Source organism: Actinomycetospora aurantiaca (assembly GCF_037401875.1).
Classification (GTDB): Bacteria; Actinomycetota; Actinomycetes; order Mycobacteriales; family Pseudonocardiaceae; genus Actinomycetospora; species Actinomycetospora aurantiaca.
This window is the reverse complement of the sequence record NZ_JBBEGN010000008.1, coordinates 239,111-261,100: the sequence shown is the minus strand read 5'-3', so window position 1 is coordinate 261,100 and position 21,990 is coordinate 239,111. Positions and strand designations below refer to the sequence as shown.

Genomic DNA, 21,990 nt, shown 5'->3' with positions numbered 1-21,990 from the left:
CTCTCGCCGATCGAGAGCGGACCCGGCGTCGCGAACCCGCTCTGCTCCACCTCGCGGGACGTGACCTCCGGAGCCACCAGCGGCACCGTCGGGACCCAGCGCTCGAGGCTCGCGATGTCGGTCAGCGGGAGTCCGGGCAGGTAGACGGGGTAGCGGACCTGCCGGACCAGCGCCCGCGCCGTCGTCCAGGGCCCGCCCTGCGAGGCGGTGTAGCTGATGTAGCCGGACTGCGCCTCGCTGCGCGCGTCGGTCGACACCCGCCATCCGGGCAGCGCCACGACGCCGTCGCGCAGCGTGCTGAACGGGGTGCAGGGGAAGAGGAACGCGCCGGGCCAGTCGACGGCGGCCGGCGTCCCGGGCGGCAGGACGTCGTTCCAGGCCACGAGCCGCGCGATCCGGGGGACGGAGAAGCCCTGGTCCGCAGAGGTGTCGGGCGCGCTCACGAGGCGGATGGCGCTCCAGCGGCGGCTGAGCTCCGGGTCGAGGCGCAGGTCCCGGGAGCGCGGGGCGTCGACGGAGGCGGAGGCGGAGAACTGCGTCGCGTCCTCGTCGAGCGGGACCCTGGACGTGCGCCCGGACGAGTCGCGCAGCTCGGCGACGACGTCCCCGCCCGCGACCGGCCCGGTCAGGGTCACGACGACGGGTCCGGGCGGCTCCGGCTCCTCGCCGGTCGGATACGACGCGGAGTCGGGGCCGGGCAGCCGGAACCAGCCGCTGGTGACGCCGGGCCCGCGCCAGCCGGGCAGGTCGGCGCCGGCCATGGAGGGGCCGCCGGGGCCGGTCGTCGGGAGCGGCCCCGGACCGTCCGGGGGCAGGAGGCCGGTGAGCGGGTCGCGCTCGACCTGCAGCCGGTCGGCGATCCCGCACGACCCGCCGGACAGGCTGGCGACCGAGTCGGACGCGAGCGTGTACGAGTCGCGGCGCTGGACCGCGGTGCGGGCGAACGACAGGACCTCGATCGCGACGACGAGCACCACGACGCCGATCGCGAGGGCGGGGGCGACCCTCCTCCCGGTGTCAGCACTGCGGCCATGCTGACGCTGGACGTCAGGATCTCGGGGGGTACGGAGGGCCCGCACCGCGAACCACACCGCCACGACCGCGCCGAGGACCAGCACCGCGTCCGCGAACCGCACCCCGCCGAGCTGCGGCGAGAGCGTCGACCACGTGATCGCGTAGCTGGAGATCCAGTGCCACTGGTTGTAGCCCGCGAGCGTCAGCCCCGAGACGCCGGCCGCCACCGCGACCCCCACCGAGGCACGGCGGTACGACACCTCCGACCGCCGCCACGCATCGAGCGCGAGCAGCGTCGTCGCCGTCCCCAGCACCGCGAACGCCCCGAAGTGGTGCGTCCACTTCGTCGGCGTGAAGGCCAGCGCGACCAGGGAGAGCAGCGTGACCAGCACGACCCGTCGTCCGGAACCCACGAGCTTGTCGCGGGCGCCGAACAGCAGCGCCGCGAACGCGAGCACCAGCAGCAGCACGGGAGCGCGACGGCCGAGGTTGCCCTCCGCGTCGCCGACGGTCAGCAGCGAGGCGTAGCGGACGTACTCGTCGGTCCACGGGCGGTCGCCGCCGACGAGCGTGCGGATGCCGACCGAGTCCAGCACCGACGCCCACGTCTGGTCCGTGTAGACGAGCACGAGCGTCAGGCCCAGGGCGGCGATCCCGACGACGAGGGTCGTGCGGTCGAGCAGCCGCCACAGCGACGAGACGGCGACCAGCAGCGGCACGAACGCCATCAGGCCGGTCGGCGTGACGGCGAGCGTGAACCCCGCGATCGCGAGCGCCCCGATCAGCGCCACCCCGCTCGACCGCTCCACCGCCCGCTCGACCAGCACGAACACCAGCGCCGACCCGACGAGCACCCAGGGTTCCGGGCGGACGCCCAGGTCGTAGGGGAGCCACCAGGCGAGGTAGACGACGCCCGAGAGCAGCGGCAGTGGCGGGACGTCGAGGCGCGGCAGCACCGAGCGCGTCAGCAGGAACCAGCCGGCGATCCCGAGCACGGTCGCGGGCAGGCGCAGCCAGAACGGCGCCGGGTCGACGCCGGCGATCAGCGCGAGGACCTCGTAGAACCAGCCGAACGGCGTCTCCGGCGAGTTCAGCCACCGGAAGACGGTGCCGACCTGCCCGTTCTGACCCAGCGACCGGACGATCCCCGCGATATAGCCGTCGTCGACGGTCAGCGGCCCGATCACCTGCCACAGCAGCAGGCCGCCGACGACGCCGAGGTCGGCGAGCCATCGGCGCCCCGTGGTTGTGGCTCTTGTGACGTCCAGTGTCAGCATGGCCGCACTGCTGACATCCCGCTCCGAGCGGCGGGCCCACACCACCGCTCCCAGCGCCACCAGGAACGCGAGCACCGCCACGACCCCGAGCGCGACCTTCCACCCGCTCGCCGTCGTCTGGAACCGCGTGTCGGCGACGGCGGAGAACTCGAGGCCCGCCGACGTCGGCGCCCCGGTGAACGCCCCCGCGACGGCCGGGCGGACGTCGCCGTCGGCCCGCGCCACCTCCCGCCCGTTGACGCTCACGGTGGTCGCCCCGATCGCCGAGGACACGGTGAGCGCACCCGGCGGAATCGGCGCGAACGTCCGCCCGCCCGCGGTGACGGTGAGCGTCCCGCCGTCGGCCACCCGCACCGTGAGGCCCTGCAACGGCTCGGCCAGCGGGTCGGGCGTCAGCGGGGCGGTGGAGAACAGCACGGTGCCCGGCGGGACGGCCCGCGCGGCGTCGGCCGAGATCGCGAGCGACAGCGACTCCGGCTGGTACGGCAGCATCGGGATCGCCGCGGCCGTGGGCGCCGGGGACGACGGCCAGGCGTAGGTGACGACCGGCCGGTCCACCGGCGCGAACGGGAACGCCAGCGCCGCGAGCACCGACACGACGCCCGCGACGAGCGCCACCAGCCGGGACCGCGACTCAGCCGAGGTACTCACGCCCCGAGTAGGACTCCGCAGCCAGCGTCGGGAACCGGGTGAGCCCCCCGCGCGTGACCGAGCCGACGGTCAGGTCGTAGGCGTCGGTCGGGTGGTCGTAGACGATCCGGTCGACGTTGCCCCACTGCAGCGTGGGCGGCCCGCCCGCGGTCACCGTCGAGTAGACGCGCACGGTCGCCCAGGTCCGCTCCGACTGCACCATCGTGCCGCCCCACGACTCGTAGGTCGGGTTCGTCAGGATGAAGTCCGGCGTGTTCTCGGCGGCCTGGAGCCGGGCGGTCGGGGTCGGCGCGATCCCGTGCGCCACCGACACCTGGTTGACGCAGGGCCACAGCACGGCCGAGAGCTGGTCGGCGAAGACCGGCGGCCCGGATCCGTCGTCGGGACCCGTCAGCGTCTGCACCGGCTGCATCGCCGCGAGGTGCGGCGGGGCCACCGCGAGCGACGTCTCCGGCCCCGCGACCCGGTCCTCGGCCACGATGCGCACCGCGCTCGGCCGGTCGCCCGGCAGCAGGACCGGCACCTCCTGCCACTGCCGCGCGGTCAGCCCGTTCGCGGGGTTCACGGTGACGGCGGTCGTGCGCTGGGGCGTCGCGGGCGGGCCGTAGCCGAACTCGACGACGACGCGCTGCTGGTCCGGGTCGTTGCCGGCGACCGGGATGACGACGTGGGTCGCCGTCGACTCGGCCGGCACGGGGTACCAGCCGGTGGTCAGCGTGCCGGTGCCCGTCCCCTGCTGGGGGAGGCCGGGGTCGGTGGTCACCGCGTCGTGCCACATCGTCGGCCCCGTGCCCGCCGGGGCCGGACCGGGTGGGGGCACGGGCGGGTCGTCGGGACCGCCGTTGCCGGGCTCGGTCAGCGCGAAGTCCCCGGTCGGGACGGCGGGTGTCGCCGGCGCGCCGAGATCGGCGGGGCTGCGCTGCATCACCTCGACGGAGTTCGACAGCTGGCACGGCCGACCGGCGAGGGCCTGCAGCTGTGCCCCGGCGACCGACCAGCCCGGGGCCTGGATCACCGGCGCGTAGACCATCACCGCGACCATGAGCAGCGCCGTCATCACCACCGACGGCACGAGGACCGCGCGGTCGGGGGTGATGCCGTGCGTGCGGCGGCCCTGCCGTCGGCGCCAGGCGACGAACGCCGCGGCCAGCACGGCGAGCCCGATCCACCACCAGAACTGCCGCAGGTACAGCGGCCCGATGTGCGGGGCCAGCTGCTCCATGTCGGCCATCGACAGGTCGGGGTCGAGGTGCTTGCCGAACGGCTGACCGCGGTCGGAGTAGGGCTTCCAGGTGTTGGGCCCGGCGAAGCCGAGGACGGTCGCGCCGGTCAGCAGGGCGACCCCCGCGCCCGTCACCAGTGCCCCCGGGCGGCGGGGCAGCGGCGTCTGCAGCATCGCCAGCGCCAGCAGCAGGGTGCCCGGCGCGGCGATGGCGCCGAAGTGGTTCACCCACTTCGTCGGGCCGAGCGCGAGCAGGAAGAGCGCGACCGCCGTCGTGACCGCCGTGGACAGCGTGTACGCGTGGATCGGGCCGTCGCTGCGGCCCCGCCGCCCCGAGCCGATGGACACGATCACGAGCAGGACGAGCGTGAGCAGCACCGGGAGCCGCCGTCCCCAGGTCCCGGTCTCGATCAGGGTCCGGTAGTGCGCCCACTCCTCGTACCAGGGGAACGTCACGTAGTACCAGGAGTGGACGTTCGTGGCCTCGACGACGTCGCCGAGGGTCGCGTCGCCGAACCCGATCGGCAGCGCGATCGTCCCCGCCGCGATCACCGCGCCGACGACGCCGAGCCGCGTGCGCCAGGTCGTCGTCCGCAGCCACCGGAACACCCACGGCAGGGTCACGACGACGGGTGCGGCCGCCACCAGCCCGGACGGCGAGATCGTGACCGAGAGCGCCGCGAGCGCCGTCGCGGGGATCAGCGGCCCGACCGCGTCCCGGCGCCGGGCGATCTCGGCGAGCAGCAGCACCGCGGCGAACACCGGGACGATGAAGACCTCGGGCCGCAGTGCCATCCCGTACGGCAGGAACCACGCCAGGTGCGCGCCGAGCAGCGTCCACGGGACCCACCGGCGCCGTTCGATGCGGCCCAGGGCGGTCGAGAGCACCCCGCGCAGCAGGAACCAGGTGAGGAGGCCGAGCAGGAACGGCAGGAGCCGCATCCACAACAGCCCCCACCCGGGCATGCCGAGCCAGTTCCCGACGGACCCCCACATCGACATCAGGTACTGGCTGCCGACGAACGGGTTCTCCGTCGCGTCGAACATGTAGATCTGGTTCCCGACGAAGCCGTTCGCGCCCGCGTTGCGGGCCATCAGCAGGTACCAGGAGTCGTCGTTCTGCAGCGGACTCAGGACGATCCACGCCGCGCTGACGACCCCGACCGCCACGTCGGCGCCGTGGAACCGCGGGCGGACGAAGCCGTGGCTGCCGCGGCCCCACCAGCGTCTCGTCGCCAGGACGAGCGTCGCCGCGAGCGCGAGGACGTGCAGGATCAGCAGCGTGAGCTTGAGCGCCGACGGGACGCTGGAGTAGCGGTCGTCGGGGTGGATCGTCGCGGCCAGGCCCGGGGTGCCGGGGGCGTCGGTGGCGAGCTGCGCGACCTGCGGGGCCAGTCCGGCGCCGGCGAAGAGGGTCTGCCCGTCGCGGGTGAGCGTGGTCGTCGTGCCGTCGCTGGCGTAGCGGTAGACGCACGGCGTGAGCGGGAGGACCTCGTCGACGAGGGTCGCGCCGTCGCTGGTGACGGTGACCCGGCCGCCGGAGTTGGTGAACGTCAGGCCGCGGCCCGGGGTCCCGGCGCTGGCCGGCTGGGTCCGCAGGGCGTCGCCGCCGCCGCGCAGCGCCTGGCAGGGGACCTCCGCCGTCATCGCGAGCGGGCGGTAGGGGACCAGCGGCACGCTCGTGGAGGCCGCCGGCTGCCCGGCCTTCGGCCAGGAGACGACCGGGTCGTCCGCGGTCACCGGCGCGAAGGGGATCGCGACGCCGAGCAGGACGGTCACCGCGGCGAGCGCGGCCAGGAACCAGCCCGACCGCACGGTGGAGCGGGCGGTGGTCCGCGGGGGACCCTCCGTGGCGCGCACGGGGGTGTCCTCGACGACGGCCATGAGCAGGAACGGTATCGGCGGTGGTGAGGCGAGCGGAGCGACGGGGGTTCGATGCGGTGACCGGCCCGTGGGGGAGGGTGCCTACCATCGAGGTGTGACTTCGACGGGCGAGCAGCCGGCGGTCGGCCCGGTGGAGGCCGCAGTCGCGCCTGCCGCGCTGGGGCTGCGGGCACAGCTGGTGCGCTTCGTCCTGATCGGCGGGTTCGCCGCGTGCGTCGACCTCGGGCTCTACCAGCTCCTGCTGGTCCTCGGGGTCTGGGCGCCGCTCGCCAAGGGTGTGTCGTTCATCCTCGGCACCACCACCGCCTACCTGCTGAACCGCCGCTTCACGTTCGCCTCGTCCTCCGGCGGGGGCGCCAAGTTCGTCGGGTTCCTCGTGCTCTATGGCTCGACCTTCGCGGTGAACGTCGGCGTCGCCTCCCTGGTGCTGCACCTGATGGACGCCCCGACGGTGGGCACGCCGTTCCTCCCGGCGTTCGTGTCCTGGTTCGTCGCCCAGGCCTGCGCCACCACGATCAACTTCATCGTGATGCGCACGCTCATCTTCAAGGACTGATCGACCAAGATCTCGTTCCGCCGCGCGGAGTGGGGCGGGGACCGATCGGTCCGCGCGGCGCGTCCGGATCTTGCTGTGAGGCGGGTGGAACCGATCCGGCGCCGCACCACTCCAGGGTGGTGTGAGCAGCGATGAGCAGGAGTTCCGTCTCCGGGTCCTGATGAGCGACCAGGACGGACTGGCGACCCTCGAGCAGGCCCGGGCGCACGGGGTCAGCCGCGAGGCGGTGGCGCGGCGGGTGGCCGCGAAGCAGTGGGTGCGGGTCGGGTACCGGGTGGTGCAGGACGCCTCGCACCAGTCGACGCCGCGGTCGATGGTGCGGGCGGCGGTGATGTCCCTGGGCGACGACGCGGTGCTGGTGGGGGAGAGCGCGGCGTGGTGGTACGGCCTGCTCGAGCACCGGCCGCGGCACGTGCAGGTCGCGGTCGGTCGGGGAGCGCGCCGCCGGGAGCGCGCGGGGGTCGCGCTGGTGCAGCGGGACGTCCCGGCCGACGAACGGTCCCGGTACCGCAAGCTGGCGGTGACCACGCGGGTGGCGACGGTGCTCGACGCGGCGGCGACGCTCGGGTTGGTCGAGGGGGCGGCGCTGTTCGACACCGCCCTGCAGCGGGGCGCGGTCACCGTCGCCGGGCTGCGCGCGGGGCGGACCCGCCGCTCCGGACGCCCGGGGGCGGAGCTGCTGGGCCGGCTGCTCGCGCTCGCGGAGGGCGGGGCGGTGTCGGAGGCCGAGCGGCGCACCCACGCGCAACTGCGGGTCGCCGCCATCGTGGGCTGGGTGGCCAACCTGCCCGTGGAGCTGCCCGGGTTCGGGCGCGCGGTGCTCGACGTCGCCTTCCCCGAGCTCAAGGTGCTCGTGGAGGTCGACGGGTGGGCGTACCACCGCGACCTCCCGGCGTTCGTGCGCGACGCCGCGCGACAGAACGCGCTGGTCGCGGCCGGCTGGGTCGTGATCCGCACCAACTGGCACGAGATCACCGGCCGGCCCGAGGTGTTCCTCGCCCACCTCCGTCAGGTTCTCGTCACCCGCCGAGGAGCCAAGATCTCGTTCCGCCGCGCGGAATGGGGCGAGGACCGAGCGGTCCGCGCGGCACAACGAGATCTTGGTGCTCGGTTCCGACGGCGAGTGGCCACCACCCGCCGTCAGGACCGGGACCCCGTCACCTCTCTGGCGACGGGATTCCCGGCGGCGGATCGCCGATCTCGCCCTCGCTCTCGGTGCCCCAGACGGTCTTCTCGCCGCGGACCACCTCCGGCGCGACCGTGTTCGGCGCGTACGGCTGCAGCGCCTCGATGCGGCCCCAGTCCAGGGTCGCCTCGCCCTCCAGGTACGACGGCACGTCCTGCTGGCGCTCCAGCACCTCGATCCAGCCCATCGGGCCGCCGGCGGAGGGCTGCGACCAGGTCTGCCCACCGATCCGGAACTGCGAGGCGTCCGCGATGAGCCGGTAGGTCGGGACCTCCGCGATGCCGTCGGACACGTCGAACGGCCGCAGGCACGGCGACGCGAACTGCACCGGCCACTCCAGGTAGCCCGGCTGGGTCCCGACCGCCTCGGTGAACGGCACCAGCTGCGGCCCGCGCATCGGCGCGACGGCGAGCCAGCCGTCCGGTCCGAGCGAACGGTCCTGGGCGACGAGGCGCACCTCGTCGGCCGTCGCGCCCTTCGTCGTCGACAGGTTGACCTTGATCTCCCGCCACGGCGGCTCGTTGCCGCTGCCCCCGCCGAGCTGGTCCTGGCCGAGGATCTGGATGCGGCCGTCCGGGGACCGCTGGGCGTACTGCAGGAACAGGCTGTTCCCGCCGTCCAGCCGGCCCGCCACGGAGATCACCAGCGGCGTCGTCCCGTCCCGCAGCGCCGGGTCCACCGCCTGCCAGGGCGTGCGCAGCGTCCCGGTGCCCCGGCCCTCGGCGTCGTAGGTGCCCTGGACCTGCGAGGCCAGGTCGTTGCGCAGCGTGTACTCGTAGCCGGACACCCCGGTGCCGCCGCCGGTCGGCGGGACCTCGTCGGGGCGGAAGCCCTCGTTGACCGGGGTCGGGTCGACCAGCTGCGCCAGCGGGCTCGAGGCCGGCACGGTGTCCGGCGGGAGCGGTGCGGGCTGCTGGCCGGGCGCCAGCGGGACCTGCGGCGCGACGATCGGCAGCACGCCCCGCGCCGAGGGCACCACCCCGGTCGGCGGCGGCGCGGGCGGCAGGATCCCGGCGGCGGGGCTGCCCTCCACCTTGACCTGGTCGGCCAGCCCGCACGACGTCGAGAACCCGTGGCGCAGCACGTCGCCGCCGAGCGAGAAGCTGTCCCACTGCTTGTCGATCGCCTTGCCCATCGACGCCATCTGGAAGAGCACCAGCGCCCCGCACACGACGGCGATCGGCGCGGACCCGATCCGCAGGGCGCGGGCGCGCCGCTCGAAGGCGCTGCCCGAGCGCGACCCGCGCAGTTTGCGCACGCGGTCCCGGACCGGGGCGCTCGCCGTCGTCAGGAAGGTCGGAGTTCCCGACGACGAGGCCCGGCGCTCCTCCGGGATGCCCCGGAGGTGCTCGATGGCGGCCACGACGAGGAAGAGGAACGCGATCCCGAGCAGCAGAGTCGAGGCCTGGTGCCCGTCGTAGGAGGGCGGCTTGTCGTTCCAGGGCACGCCCCAGTTGTTGGTGTACCACCAGGTGTTCGGGCCGGTGAACGCGAGCGCGAGGGTCGCGAACACCGCCGCGAGGAACAGCGACCGGTTGCGGCGGGAGCGCAGCACGTCCGACGAGGTCGCGAGCGCGGTCAGCGCCGCGATCCCGGAGCCGAGCGCGGCGAAGGCGCCGAAGTGGTGGGTCCACTTCGTGGGCGTCAGCGCGAGCACGAGGAAGCCGAGCAGCGTCGTCCCGATCAGCCGCTGCGACGGCCCGAGCGCCGCGCCCTTGATGCGGTTGCGGCGCAGCAGCACGACCAGGCAGACCACGAGGCCGAGGATGAGCAGCAGCACCGGCGCCCGGCGTTCCAGCGACCCGTCCGCGGAGACCGAGAACAGCGACTCGTAGCGGACGACCTCCTGGTACCACGTGTAGTTCGGCCCCAGGTTGAAGCGGACCCGGTTGGCCTCCATCACCGCCGCGTAGGTCTGGTCGGCGAAGATCGCCACCAGCACGACGAGCCCGGCCGAGAGGATCGGCAGCAGCACCGGCAGCCAGCCCAGGCGGGCCACCCGCTCCTGGACCAGGCGGAACAGCGGCCGGGCGGCGGCGAGGAACGGGGCGACGGCCATGAGGCCGGTCGGGGTGGCGGCGAGCGCGAACGCGGCCGCCACGAGGCCCAGCGCGACCGGGGCGAGACGGCGGGTCGCTACCGCCCGCTCGACGGAGCAGAACGCCAGCAGCGCGGAGATCACGGCCACCGGCTCGGGGCGCAGGCCGTTGTTGAACGGCAGCCAGAACATCAGGAAGACCATCGCGGCGGCCCAGCCGGCGGCGGACGACCGGCGGACCTGCTGGCCCAGGCGCGGCAGCATCTCCCGGCTGATGAGCAGCCACGAGACGATGCCCATGAACACCGACGGCAGGCGGAGCCAGAGCACGGAGTCGCTGACCTGCACCCACACCGCGTACAGCTCGTAGAACCAGCCGAACGGCGCCTCGGGGACGTTGAACCAGCGGTAGAAGTTGCCGATGTAGCCGGCGCTCTCCCGGCCGCGGGCGATGCCGAGGATGTAGCCGTCGTCGGAGGTCTGGGACCCGATCACCGCCCAGACCGCGAGGCCGGCGACGACCACGCCGTCGCGCCAGGTCGGGACCCACCACCGGCGTGGGGCCAGCCGCGGCGCCCGCCGGCCGGCCCGGGTGTCGAGCACGTGCAGGGCCCACACCGCGCCGAGGAAGCAGAGGATCGCGAGCGCCCCGGCCGCGACCTTGAGCGCCGTGGCGGTGGTCTGGAAGCGGGTGTCCGGGGTGATCGAGACGCTGGTCCCGGTCGTCGGGTCGCGGGACTCGTCGAGGTCGGAGTAGATCCCGACCACCTGCGGGCGGAAGTCGCCCCCGAGGACGACGTCCGCGCCGGCGCCCAGGTTCAGCACGGTCTCGTCGAAGGCCGAGGCGATCGTGACGTTGCACGGGCCGGCGGGCACCGGCTCCTGCGCGGCCTGCTGGCCGCGGTCGGCGATCGTGAGCTGCCCGCCGTCGACGAAGACCTGCATCCCGACCTGCGCGCCCTGCGGGGACAGCGGCGGGGTCGTGGAGAAGACGGTGGCGCGCTGCGGCGTGCGGGCGTCGAGGCTGCGGATCGCCGCGCACGGGATCGTCGCGCTCATCGACTCCGGCCGGAACGCGACCAGCGGGGCGTCGACCGAGCGGGTCCCGGTGGTGGGGCTCGGCCACTGGATCGTCGCGGTGTCCTGGGTGACCGGCAGGAACGGGAACACCAGCGCGAGCACGGTCCCGAACAGGCCGAGCACGATCGCGATCCAGCGCCAGCGCCGGAGCACGCGCTCGTCGTCCCGTCCCGACGACGGGTCCGGCCGGCGGCCGTTCTCGGTGCGGGTGGCGGCGGGCGGGACCGAGTCCGAGGTCAGCACGAAGGGCGTCCTGACATGGTGGGGGGAACCTCCGGGGGGAGACGGAGCGGAGCGGAGCTCGACCGGACCGTCTGGCAGGGGGAGCTCATGCGCGGCGGAATCTCTCGCGTCGACCGAGCCGGACCAGGCGCAGCCACTCGCGCAGCGCCGCCGGGTCGCGCCGCTCCACGAGGAAGTACCAGCCGAAGCGCAGGTGCTCGATGGCGCCGAGCTTGCGCAGTCCGGGCTGGGCGAGCAGGTAGCCGCGGTTGCGGTAGGTGTAGTAGCGCTTGGTCGCGTCGCCCGGGTCCTGGGCGTGCAGACGGCCGCCGAGCATCGGTTTGAACTCGTCGGACCCGTCGGGGTGGACGTAGGCCGTCGTCAGGCACGTCCCGTAGGGAAGACCGGAGCGCATGAGGCGGCGGTGCAGTTCGACCTCGTCGCCGCGCACGAACAGGCGCAGGTCCGGCACCCCGACCACGTCCAGCGTCGACGCCCGGAACAGCGCGCCGTTGAACAGGTGGGCGATGCCGGGCATGAGCTCGCCGTCGCCGAACCCGTCGAGGTCGCTGCGGCGGCGCACCCAGGTCAGGCCCCGGCGCAGCGGGAAGGCCAGGCGTTCCGGGTCGGCGGCGTCCGCGATCACCGGCGAGACCTCGGCGAGCCCCCGGCGCTCGGCGACCTCGAGCAGCGTCGCGAGCACGTGCTCGTCGGCCGGCCGCCCGTCGTCGTCGGCCATCCAGAGCCAGTCCGCGCCCGCCGCGAGCGCGGTGAGCATGCCCAGCGCGTAGCCGCCGGCGCCGCCGAGGTTGTGCCGCGAGGGGAGGTAGGTCACCGGGAGACCGCAGCCCTCGACGACCTCGCGGGTCTTCTCGTCCGGTCCGTTGTCGACGACGACGAGGTGGTCCGGACGGCGGGTCTGGCCCGCGATCACGGCCAGCCCGTCGGCCAGCAGCTCGGGCCGGTGCCGGGTGACGACGACGGCGTGGATCGAGGTCATGAGCGCGCCGGCTCGTCGTCGACGACCGGCGCGCGTTCCCGGCCGATCCGCTTCAGCGTCTCCGGGCTCAGGGTCTCGAAGAGGTCCCGACCCTTGTAGTGGCTCACCACCTCGCGCAGCGGCCCCTGCTCCTTGATCTCCCCGGTGTCCATCCAGATCGCGGTGTCGCAGAGCTCGACCAGGAACTCGTCGGAGTGCGAGGCGAACACCAGCATCCCGGAGCGGTCGACGAGGTCGCGCAGGCGGTCGCGGGCCTTCTCGAGGAACGCGGCGTCGACCGCGCCGATGCCCTCGTCGAGAATGAGGATCTCGGGGTCGATCGAGGTGACGACGCCGAGCGCGAGCCGCACGCGCATGCCGGTCGAGTAGGTCCGCAGCGGCATCCGCAGGTAGTCGCCGAGCTCGGTGAACTCGGCGATCTCGTCGACCCGGCGCTCCATCTCCTTGCGGGACATCCCCAGGAACAGCCCGCGGATCAGGATGTTCTCCAGCCCGGAGATCTCCGGGTCCATCCCGACGGCGAGGTCGAACACCGGGGCGACGCGGCCGCGGATGCGGGCGCGCCCGCGGGTCGGCTCGTAGATGCCGGCGAGCAGGCGCAGCAGGGTGGACTTGCCGGCGCCGTTGTGGCCGACGAGGCCGACCCGGTCGCCCTGCTGGAGGTGCAGGTCGATGTCGCGCAGCGCCTCCACCACGGGCACCTTGGCGTCGGTGATCCGACCGCCCGCGCGCCCGAGGACGGACTTCTTCAGGGACCGGTTCTTCGCGTCGAAGATCGGGAAGTCGACGCTCGCGCCCTGGACATCGATCGAGACCATCTGACTCACACCCAGTACGCGACGCGGGATCGGTAGTTGCGCAGCGCGATCAGGGCCAGCGCCCAGCCGACCACGGTGATCACGCCGACGACGGCCCAGTGCGTCCAGCTCTGCACCTGCCCCACCAACGGCGCCCGGAAGATCTCGATGAAGTGGTAGAAGGGGTTGAGCTTCGCCAGCTGCTCGACGATGGCCCGCGCGCTGCCGGGCTCACCGCCGCGCAGCAGGTCCGGGGTCCAGATGATCGGCGTCATCGTGAAGAACAGCTGCATGAAGCTGGAGACCACCGGCGGGATGTCGCGGAAGCGGGTCGCGATGATGCCGAACAGCAGCGTGACCCAGAGGCCGTTCGCGACGATGACGACGAAGGCCGGGATCGCGAGCAGCGCGGTCCAGCTCAGGCCCGGGTGCAGGACGCCCTGCGTCCCGTCGGCCATCCGGTTGATCATCCGGTAGGGCTCGTCGAGCTGGCCGAAGAAGATCGCCAGCACGATGACGTAGACGACCACGTTGTGCGCGAAGAACAGGACCTGCCGCCACACCGTGCGGAACACGTAGATCATCAGCGGGGCCGGCAGGAACCGGATGAGGCCCTCGTTGGCGATGAAGGTCTCGGTCCCCTCCAGCACGCAGGCGCTGATGAAGTACCAGATCATGAAGCCGACGGTCACGTACGGCATGAAGGTGCCGATGGGCTGGCCGAACAGCTGGGAGTACAGCCCGCCGAGCGCCGCCGCCGTCACGGCCATGCTGATCGTGATCCACAGCGGGCCGATCGTGGAGCGCCGGTAGCGCTGCTTGATGTCCTGCCAGCCGAGGTGGCCCCACAGCTCACGCTGGGCGACCGCCTGGCGGATGTCGGCGAACGCGCGCTTCCACGACCGCGGGGACGCGCCGTGCAGGTCCGACCCCACCTCGTCGGCGCCCGACGGATCGTCGGCGCCGGGACGCGCGAGTGCAGGGACGGCCACGGCGGGTGAGCGTACCCGTGCCCCTCAGAGGTACTGGCCGGTCGTCCCCCCGCTCCCGACCTGCCCGGACGCGCCGCCGGCGCCCGCCGGGAGCCCGCGCCGCATCTGCTCGAGCTGCATCCGCGCCGCCATCTGCTGGGCGACCAGGGCCGTCTGGATGCCGTGGAACAGCCCCTCGAGCCAGCCGACCAGCTGGGCCTGGGCGATCCGCAGCTCGCCGTCGCTCGGGGTGTCCTCGCCGTCGAACGGGGCGATGATCCGGGCGAGCTCCTCGCGCAGCTCCGGGGACAGCGCGGACTCCAGCTCGGCCAGGCTGGACGCGTGGATCTCCTTGAGCCGACGGCGGCTGGCGTCGTCGAGCTCGGTGGCCCGCACCTCCTCGAGGAGCTGCTTGATCATGGTGCCGATCCGCATGACCTTCGCCGGCTCCTCGACGGCCGACGACAGGTCCTCGCGCTTCTCGTCGGACTCCTGACCGTCACCGCCGTCCGTGCCCTCGCCACCCGGCACCCGGACCGTCCCGACGGGCGTGCCGTCCGGTCCGACGATCATGACCTGGTCCCCCGCGGACACGCCGGACTCGCCGGTCTCCTCGCTCATGGCGTCCATCCTGTCGGATCCTCGCCGGCGGGCACGGTCCCCGTGCCGGCAATGGGGCACTGCCGGCACCCGGCGACAGGAGAGCCACACCGTCGGGGAGCCGTCACCGGACCTACGCCGGTCGAGCCCCTGGCCGACGGGCACCCTCCGCCGATCGAGCAGCGGGGCGACCGGCCTCGGCTACGGCGTGAAGCCGACGTACCGTACTGGAGCATGACGGTGGACGTCGCTCGGGTCCGGGGCCAGGTCCCCGCGCTCGGTGACGGCTGGGTCCACCTCGACGCGCCCGCCGGCATGCAGGTGCCCGAGCAGGTGGCCACCGCAGTGTCGTCCGCCCTGCGGGCCCCGGTGTCGCCGCCCGGCGGCGTGTTCCCGGCCTCGCAGCGGGGCAGCGCCATCGTGGAGGCGGCCCGCCGCGCGGTGGCCGACCTCGTCGGGGCCGAGCCGAAGGGCGTGGTGCTCGGCGCCTCCGCGGCCTCGTTGCTGGACCGGCTGGCCGACACGCTGTCGTCGTCGTGGGCCCTGGGGGACGAGGTCGTCGTGTCCCGCCTGGACGACCGCGCCAACACGCTGCCGTGGACCCGGGCGAGCGGGCGGGTCGGCGGGGCCGTGCGCTGGGCCGAGGTCGACATCGAGACCTGCGAGCTGCCGAGCTGGCAGTACGACGACCTGCTCGGCGCGCGCACCCGCGTCGTCACCGTGACGGCCGCCTGCAGCCACCTCGGCACCCGCACCGAGATCGCCGCCATCGCCCGGAAGGTCCACGCGCTGCCGGCGCCGCTGTCCGGGGTCGAGCCGCTCATGGTGGTCGACGCCTCCGCGGCCGCGCCCTACCTGCCGCTCGACCTGGAGACGATGGGCGCCGACGTCATGGTGCTCTCGGCCGCCGCGTGGGGCGGCCCGGCGGTGGGGGCGCTGGTGTTCCGGCAGCCGGAGCTGCTCGACCGCCTGCCTGCGGTGTCCTTCGACGCCGCCGCCCGGGGCCCGGAGCGCCTCGAGGTCGGGGACGCCCCGTACGCGCTGCTCGCCGGTCTGGTGGCGTCCGTGGACCACCTCGCCGAGCTCGACGACCGCGCCTCCGGCTCCCGCCGCGACCGCGTGCTCACCTCGATGTCCTCCCTGCGCGCCCACCACGACGAGCTGACCGCCTACCTCGTCTCGGAGCTGCGGTTCCTCCCCGCCGTCACCGTGATCGGCGACCCGGCCCGCCGCATCCCGACCGTCGCCTTCGTCGTCCGCGGCCGCACCGCCCAGGAGGTCGCCGAGCGCGTGGCCGACCAGGGCGTGTGCGTCCTGATCGACCCGGGCGACCAGGGCGCCCTGGAGGTCATCGGGGGCGCCGAGATCGGCGGGGTCGTCAAGGTCGGGCTCGCCCACTACACGTCGCGCGCGGACATCGACGCGCTGGTGGGGGCGTTGGCGCGGCTGTAGGGGCCCCTCGGCGGGATGTCAGCAGTGCGGCCATGCTGACACCGGACGTCACATTCGCGGGGGGTACGAGCCCGCCGGTCAGCCCTCCCGGACCGTCAGCAGGATCTTCCCGACGACGCCGCCGTCGTCCATCAGCTCGTGGGCGCGGGCGGCCTCCTGGACCGGGATGCGCTCGTGGACGATCGGCCGCACCCGGCCGGACGACACCATCGGCCACAGGTCCGAGCGCACCGCCGCGACGATCGATCCCTTCCCGTCCGGCCCGTCGGTCGGTCGGCCCCGCAGCGAGGTCGCGGCCACCGAGAGCCGGCGGGTCAGCATCTTGGCGAGGTTGATCTCGCCCTTGGCCCCGCCCATCAGCCCGATGATCACCATCCGCCCGCCGGTGGCCAGCGAGTCGAGGTTCGCGTCGAGGTTGCGGGCGCCGATGTGGTCGAGGATCACGTCGGCGCCGTGCCCGTCGGTCGCCTCCTTCACCAGCTCGACCAGGTCGCCGTGGTAGTCCAGGGCCGCGTCGGCGCCGAGGTCGCGGCAGACCTGCAGGCGGTCGTCGTGACCCGCCGTCGCGAGCACCGTCGCGCCCAGTGCCTTCCCGACCTGGATGGCGTGCGTCCCGATCCCGCCGCTCCCGCCGTGGACCAGCAGGGTCTGCCCGGAGCGCAGGCCGGCCGCGAGGACCACGTTCGACCACACGGTGCACGCGACCTCGGGCAGCCCACCCGCGTCGACGAGCGACACGCCGTCGGGAACGGGCAGGAGCTGCGCCGCGGGCACGGCGACCTTCTCCGCGTAGCCGCCGCCCGCGAGCAGCGCGCAGGCCTCGTCGCCGACGTGCCAGCCGCTCACGCCCGGGCCCACCGCGCTGACCCGTCCGGAGCACTCCAGGCCCGGGAGCTGCGAGGCGCCCGGCGGAGGCGGGTAGTTCCCCTGCCGCTGCATGACGTCGGCCCGGTTCACCCCGGCCGCGACGACGTCGAGGACGACCTCCCCGGTGCCGGGCTCGGGGTCGGGCTGCTCGATCCACTCGAGGACCTGGGGTCCGCCGGGCTCACGGATGGCGATGCCGTACACGACGGCGGACGGTATCGGCCTGGCTCAGGAGGCGCAGAAGCGCCGGGGCGACGGATATGATGGAGGAATGCCCACCTCGGAGGAGCCGCGCTGGCTGGACGCCGAGGAGTGGCGTGCCTGGCGCAACTTCATCGCGGGGCAGGCGCTCCTGCTCGGCCGCCTGGGTCGTGAGCTCCAGGACGCGCACGACCTGGCGTTCGCCGACTACGAGATCCTCGTCCGGCTCTCCGAGAAGTCCGACCACCGCCAGCGCATGACCTCGCTGGCCGAGGAGGTCGTGGCCTCCAAGTCGCGGCTGTCCCACCAGGTCGCCCGGCTCGAGGCCCAGGGCCTGGTCCGCCGCGAGGTCTGCGACTCCGACGGCCGCGGCGTCTTCGCCGTCCTCACCCCCGAGGGCTTCTCGCGTCTTGAGAAGGCCGCGCCGGACCACCTCCGCGGGGTCCGCGAGCACTTCGTCGACCTCCTGGACGAGGACGAGCGCCGCGTCATGGGCGACGTCTTCGAGCGCATCGTCGCGAAGCTCCGCCCGTAGGGCCGCCCGGTGTCAGCAATGGTCCGTTGCTGACATCTGACGTCAGGATGGCGCCACTCGCACATGCGGGGCCTTCGGGGACGGCCGGTCCTCCCGTCGCCTAGCCTGGCGCGCGGAAGCGTGGCAGAGCGGCCGATTGCATCCGCCTTGAAAGCGGACGTACCGAGAGGTACCGGGGGTTCGAATCCCCCCGCTTCCGCCCCTTCCTGACGACGGGTCAGGCCGGGTCGAGCTCGACCTCGACGTGCACGTCCGACCCGCCGTCGCGCACCGCCCGCGCGTGCCCGGACCGGTCCTCACCGCCGACGCGCAGCGAGACCGGCCCGCCGTCGCCGAGGAAGTTGCGCCACCACGTCTTCTGCCCCGGCGCGCCGATGCCGATCCACACGTGGTCGCCGTCGCGCCGGTAGGCGACGGGCAGCGAGTACACCTGGCCGGATCGTCGGCCGGTGTAGGTGAGCACCGCCAGCGCCCCCGAGCCCACGCCCGAGCGCACCAGGGGGAGCATCACGCGGTTCACCAATGAGGCCGCGGTCTGCAGGAACGTCATGACGCCGATGGTGCCCCCACCCACCGTGGCGACCTACTGACGTCCACCGTCAGCGGTGTGCCACGGCTGACGGGATCAGGCCGACGGCGCCCGCACGATGTCGCCCGGCCCGACGTGCGCCGGCCGCGGCCGCGGCGCGCCCTCCAGCACCGACCGCACCCGCTCCTCGAGCTTGGCCGCCACCGACCGGTAGAAGCGTCGCTGGGTGAACCGGCCGAACACCATGAACCCCAGCGCGACGACCGGGTTCGGGATCGAGGCCCGCGACGAGACCCCGGTGATGACGAACTCGACCCGTCCCGTCGTCGTGTTCTTGACGACCTCGTAGACCAGCCGGCCACGCTCCAGGTGCTGGCCCAGGGTCTGGTAGCTCCAGCCCCACACCCGCTCGTCCGTGCCGTCCGCCCGACGCCGGGTCTCGTCGACCACCGTGTCGACGCGCACCCCCATCGGGAACCGCAGCACCACGAACCGTCCTTCGAGCAGCATGTCGCGGCCCTTCAGCGGGGCCTCGCCGTGGAACAGGGCGGACATGATCCACCGGTCGGCGAACTCGTAGTCGTGGACGAGGCCGCAGGCGATCTCCCACGGCCCGCCCGGCTCGGGGTCGCCCGGTTCCTCGACCGCCAGCGGGTGGCGCAGCCGGTCGTGGTGCCAGCCCTTCCCGCCGGTCGTCGAGGGGTCGTAGTTCAGTTCCAGCCCTGCGATCTCGGCGAGGTCGGTCGCCGGATCGGAGACCGGGCTCAGCCGCATCGTCCGCATCGGCACCCTCATACCCGTTTTTCACGATCACGCCGGGAGAACGGGCCGCCGGGCGCCCGTCATCGCCCGCCCACCGGGCCACCCGGGCTTCCACACGATGCTCTCAGCGACCGCTCAGGACCCGTCCGTAACTTCCGCGAGCGATGACCATCCTCACCGACCGCCCGCGCAGCGCCGAGCCCACGGGCCGGCTCCTGCAGCCCGCGGCGTCGGGGGAGCGGCGGCTCTCGTGGGACGTCATCCGGGTGCTCGCCGTGCTCTCCGTGGTCGTGCAGCACGCCACCTACACCGCGCAGGGCGTCATGCCCTGGCTCGCGCCGCCGCCGTTCACGTGGAGCGTCGAGGCGGGCGCGAACACGCTGATGGTGGTCTCGGCGTTCTTCATCTGCGTCACCGTGGCCAAGCGCCGTCCGGGGCGCTGGTGGTGGCAGCGGATCGCGCGGCTGCTGCCCGCGTACCTGGTGGCGGTCCTCGTCACCTACGGCGCGACGCTGCTCGCCGCCGACCACGGCTACTGGCGCCCGGGCGTGCGCGACCTGGTCGGGAACCTGCTCCTGGTCCAGGGCTTCGACCCCGACGTGACGTTCATGGACCACTCGTACTGGACGCTGCCGCTCCAGCTCGGGGTGTTCACGCTGGTCGCCCTGACCGTCGGCGTCCTCGGCCGCGACGTCTGGCGGCGGCCGGGTGTCCTGCCGCTGCTCGCCTGGTTCGGCGTGATCGCCCCGGTGCTGCTGGCGACGTTCGCCACCGGCTGGCTCGCGTGGCTCTCCGACGGCTTCGTCATGTGGCGCTGGCAGCTCTTCGCGATCGGCCTCGCGATGTGGCTGGCCAGCACCCGCCGCATCTCGCTGACCCACCTGGCCGCCCTCACGGCCGCCGGCGTCCTCGCCGAGGCCGTGATCACCCCGGACACCGACTCCGCGATCGTCCTCGCCGTCGCGTGCCTGCTGGTCGCGGCCGCGACCCTCGGCCCGGACTGGGACTTCCTCCGCGTGGGCCCGCTCCCGACGATCATCGGCTGGGCCGCGGGCGTCTCGTACGGCGTCTACCTGATGAACCAGCAGATCGGCTACTTCTTCGCCTGGCTCGCCCAGGACTACGCCGGCGTCCACGGCTGGGGCCGGCTGCTCGGCGTCGTGGTCCTGGCGTTCGTGCTGGGCTGGCTGCTCACCCGCTACGTCGAGCGGCCCGCGCACCGGGCCCTCACCCGGCGTCGGGAACGTCGTCAGGAGAAGGATCTGGCGGCCTCGATCAGCAGGTCGTTCTCCTCCGGGGCGCCCGCGGAGATTCGCACGCCGTCGGGGTGAAAGGCGCGGACGACGACCTTGTGCTCCAGGGCGTGCTCCGCGAACGCCTGCGTGCGCCCACCGAGCGGGAGCCAGCAGAAGTTGGCCTGGGTCTCGGGCACCTCGTAGCCGGCGGAGCGCAGCGCCGTCGCCATCCGCTGCGCCTCGGCGGCGGTGTCGCGTGCGTCCGCCTCGAGCTCGCCGAGCACGTCGAGCGCCGCGATCGCCGCGGCCTGGGCGGGGCTCGACACCGAGAACGGGACGGCGACGCTGCGCAGGGCGGCGGCGAGGTCGGGCGCGGCGACGGCGTACCCGACCCGCAGCCCCGCGAGGCGGTGCGCCTTGGAGAAGGTGCGCAGCACGGCGACGTGCGGGTGCGCGTCGAGCATCGTCAGCCCGTCCGGGACCTCCGGGTCGGCGACGAACTCCCGGTAGGCCTCGTCGAGGACGACGAGCACGTGCTCGGGGACGCGGGCGAGGAAGTCGACGAGTTCCCGACGACGGATCGCGGTGCCGGTCGGGTTGTTCGGGTTGCAGACGAAGACGACGCGCGTGCGGTCGGTGACGGCGGCGAGCATGGCCTCGAGGTCGTGCTCCCCGCCGGTGGTGTTCGGCACCGGGACCGCCGTGGCGTGCCCGATGACCGAGACGATCGGGTACGCCTCGAACGAGCGCCACGGGAAGACGACCTCGTCGCCGGGCGAGCACACCGCGGCGATCAGCTGTCCGCACAGCGCCACCGACCCGCAGCCGACGGTGATCCGCTCCCGCGGCACCCCGAGGTGGCCGGCGAGCTTCTCGGAGAGCGCGGTGACGGTGATGTCGGGGTACCGGTTGCCGGCGGCGACGGCCTGCGCCACGGCCTCCTGGACGTGCGGGTGCGGCGGCAGCGCGACCTCGTTGCTCGCCAGCTTGACCGCTCCGGGCACCGTCCGGCCGGCGACGTAGGCGGGCAGCGAGGAGAGGTCCGGACGCAGCGGTGTCACACCCCCACCGTAGTGCTCGGATCCACGCAGGGGAGTCGGATTCGGCCATCGGGGCAGGTCACGCGGCACCCGGTGGTCCGGGCATGGAAGGCTGCTCCCATGACGACCCGCACGGAGACGATCCCGCTCGTCGACGACACCGAGCTCGCGGTGACCGTCGGTGCGCCGGACGACACCCCGGTGCGCGGGGGCATCGTGGTGCTGCACTCCTCGCAGGGGGTCACCGAGCGCACCGTGGGCATCCTGGACGGCCTCGCGGACGAGGGCTGGCTCGTCGTCGCCCCGCACCTGTTCCACGGCAGCGGCTCCGCCGACGACGTCTCCGGGGCCTCCGTGCTCACCGACTCGGACGCCTCGTTCGGGTGGTTGGCCGACCACGGCGTCCCCGCGGACCGCATGGGCATCCTCGGCTTCGACCTCGGGGCCACCGCCGCGCTCGTCGTCGCCTCGCAGCGCTCGCTGGGGGCCGCCGTGACCGTCGCGGCCGCCGGGGTGAAGCAGCCCCTGGCCGACGGGCTGCCGCCCCTGCTGGACGTGGTCGGCGAGCTGACCTGCCCCTGGTTGGGGCTCTACGGCGAGACCGGCGACCCGGTCGACCCGGCCGACGTCGAGCGGCTGCGCGAGGCCGCCCACGCGTCGGGCTCGGTGGTCGACGTCGTCGTCTACCCCGCCGCCGAGCACCGGTTCGACGACACCGACGACCCGGCCGACGCCGCCCGCCCGGACACCCTGGACGAGTCCGAGGGTGCGGAGGGGACCCGGAGCGAGGCGCGGCACCGCGTGCTGAACTGGTTCGACGCGCACCTCAGGTGACTTCGTCACGTGAGCACTAAGTGGGGCTATACGCCCG

16 protein-coding genes, 1 tRNA gene and 1 pseudogene are annotated in these 21,990 nt (G+C 73.8%); 7 read left to right on the top strand and 11 right to left on the bottom strand.

Features of this window, described 5'->3' with window-relative positions:
* Nucleotides 1-2,942: arabinosyltransferase domain-containing protein (locus WCD74_RS18100; RefSeq protein ID WP_337696258.1), on the bottom strand; the 2,942-nt coding region annotated here is incomplete at its 3' end.
* A complete protein-coding gene (locus WCD74_RS18095; protein WP_337696257.1) occupies nucleotides 2,926-6,048 on the bottom strand; it encodes an arabinosyltransferase domain-containing protein in 3,123 nt (1,040 codons plus the stop codon). The genes WCD74_RS18095 and WCD74_RS18100, both read right to left, overlap by 17 nt.
* A gap of 94 nt (nucleotides 6,049-6,142) precedes the next feature.
* Here WCD74_RS18095 and WCD74_RS18090 point away from each other — a divergent pair, with 94 nt between their 5' ends.
* Together WCD74_RS18090 and WCD74_RS29970 are read left to right on the top strand one after the other, a co-directional pair.
* The gene (locus tag WCD74_RS18090; RefSeq protein WP_337696256.1) at nucleotides 6,143-6,604 is read left to right on the top strand and encodes a GtrA family protein; all 462 of its coding nucleotides are present in this window, start codon (nucleotides 6,143-6,145) and stop codon (nucleotides 6,602-6,604) included.
* Nucleotides 6,605-6,764: 160 nt separating this feature from the next.
* Nucleotides 6,765-7,604: pseudogene (locus WCD74_RS29970) on the top strand (type IV toxin-antitoxin system AbiEi family antitoxin); the annotation flags it as partial.
* A gap of 157 nt (nucleotides 7,605-7,761) precedes the next feature.
* Here the strand turns inward: WCD74_RS29970 and WCD74_RS18085 are convergent.
* From WCD74_RS18085 to WCD74_RS18065, 5 genes are all read right to left on the bottom strand, one after another.
* Nucleotides 7,762-11,151 (bottom strand): arabinosyltransferase domain-containing protein, encoded by a 3,390-nt coding sequence (locus tag WCD74_RS18085; protein WP_337696255.1) that lies wholly within the window; start codon nucleotides 11,149-11,151, stop codon nucleotides 7,762-7,764.
* A gap of 85 nt (nucleotides 11,152-11,236) precedes the next feature.
* Nucleotides 11,237-12,130: a galactofuranosyltransferase GlfT1 gene (gene glfT1, locus WCD74_RS18080; RefSeq protein WP_337696254.1), complete on the bottom strand. Its 894-nt coding sequence runs from the start codon at nucleotides 12,128-12,130 to the stop codon at nucleotides 11,237-11,239.
* A complete protein-coding gene (wzt, locus tag WCD74_RS18075; RefSeq protein ID WP_286050667.1) occupies nucleotides 12,127-12,948 on the bottom strand; it encodes a galactan export ABC transporter ATP-binding subunit Wzt/RfbE in 822 nt (273 codons plus the stop codon). Before wzt ends, glfT1 begins: the two co-directional genes overlap by 4 nt.
* Before the next feature lie 5 nt (nucleotides 12,949-12,953).
* Nucleotides 12,954-13,862 carry a galactan export ABC transporter permease subunit Wzm/RfbD gene (gene wzm / locus WCD74_RS18070; RefSeq protein ID WP_337696268.1) on the bottom strand — a complete coding sequence of 303 codons (909 nt, stop codon included), beginning with the start codon at nucleotides 13,860-13,862 and terminating at the stop codon, nucleotides 12,954-12,956.
* An 81-nt stretch (nucleotides 13,863-13,943) separates the two neighbouring features.
* A complete protein-coding gene (locus WCD74_RS18065; protein WP_337696253.1) occupies nucleotides 13,944-14,519 on the bottom strand; it encodes a bacterial proteasome activator family protein in 576 nt (191 codons plus the stop codon).
* Between the two features lie 213 nt (nucleotides 14,520-14,732).
* On the opposite strand from WCD74_RS18065, the gene WCD74_RS18060 reads away from it, so the two are divergent.
* A complete protein-coding gene (locus tag WCD74_RS18060; RefSeq protein ID WP_337696252.1) occupies nucleotides 14,733-15,950 on the top strand; it encodes a cysteine desulfurase-like protein in 1,218 nt (405 codons plus the stop codon).
* 78 nt (nucleotides 15,951-16,028) lie between these two features.
* Here the strand turns inward: WCD74_RS18060 and WCD74_RS18055 are convergent, their stop codons facing one another.
* Complete coding sequence (locus WCD74_RS18055; RefSeq protein WP_337696251.1) at nucleotides 16,029-17,021, bottom strand: NAD(P)H-quinone oxidoreductase; 993 nt, start codon at nucleotides 17,019-17,021, stop codon at nucleotides 16,029-16,031.
* A 67-nt stretch (nucleotides 17,022-17,088) separates the two neighbouring features.
* Here WCD74_RS18055 and WCD74_RS18050 point away from each other — a divergent pair, with 67 nt between their 5' ends.
* Entirely contained in the window at nucleotides 17,089-17,553 is a 465-nt protein-coding gene (locus WCD74_RS18050; protein WP_337696250.1) for a MarR family winged helix-turn-helix transcriptional regulator, read from the top strand.
* 114 nt (nucleotides 17,554-17,667) lie between these two features.
* Nucleotides 17,668-17,752 (top strand) — tRNA-Ser (locus WCD74_RS18045).
* Nucleotides 17,753-17,770: 18 nt separating this feature from the next.
* On the opposite strand, the gene WCD74_RS18040 is transcribed toward WCD74_RS18045, so the two are convergent.
* Together WCD74_RS18040 and WCD74_RS18035 are read right to left on the bottom strand one after the other, a co-directional pair.
* Nucleotides 17,771-18,103: a nitroreductase/quinone reductase family protein gene (locus WCD74_RS18040; protein ID WP_337696249.1), complete on the bottom strand. Its 333-nt coding sequence runs from the start codon at nucleotides 18,101-18,103 to the stop codon at nucleotides 17,771-17,773.
* Between the two features lie 75 nt (nucleotides 18,104-18,178).
* The gene (locus tag WCD74_RS18035) at nucleotides 18,179-18,865 is read right to left on the bottom strand and encodes a DUF1990 family protein (protein ID WP_337696248.1); all 687 of its coding nucleotides are present in this window, start codon (nucleotides 18,863-18,865) and stop codon (nucleotides 18,179-18,181) included.
* Nucleotides 18,866-19,008: 143 nt separating this feature from the next.
* Between WCD74_RS18035 and WCD74_RS18030 the strand changes: the two genes are divergently transcribed.
* Nucleotides 19,009-20,175, top strand: a complete 1,167-nt coding sequence (locus WCD74_RS18030; protein ID WP_337696247.1) for an acyltransferase family protein — start codon at nucleotides 19,009-19,011, stop codon at nucleotides 20,173-20,175.
* On the opposite strand, the gene hisC is transcribed toward WCD74_RS18030, so the two are convergent.
* Complete coding sequence (gene hisC / locus WCD74_RS18025) at nucleotides 20,094-21,140, bottom strand: histidinol-phosphate transaminase (RefSeq protein WP_337696246.1); 1,047 nt, start codon at nucleotides 21,138-21,140, stop codon at nucleotides 20,094-20,096. The two genes, WCD74_RS18030 and hisC, sit on opposite strands and share 82 nt — an antisense overlap.
* 99 nt (nucleotides 21,141-21,239) lie before the next feature.
* Here hisC and WCD74_RS18020 point away from each other — a divergent pair, with 99 nt between their 5' ends.
* Nucleotides 21,240-21,953, top strand: coding sequence for a dienelactone hydrolase family protein (locus WCD74_RS18020; protein ID WP_337696245.1), 714 nt, complete (start codon nucleotides 21,240-21,242; stop codon nucleotides 21,951-21,953).
* Nucleotides 21,954-21,990 lie beyond the last annotated feature (37 nt).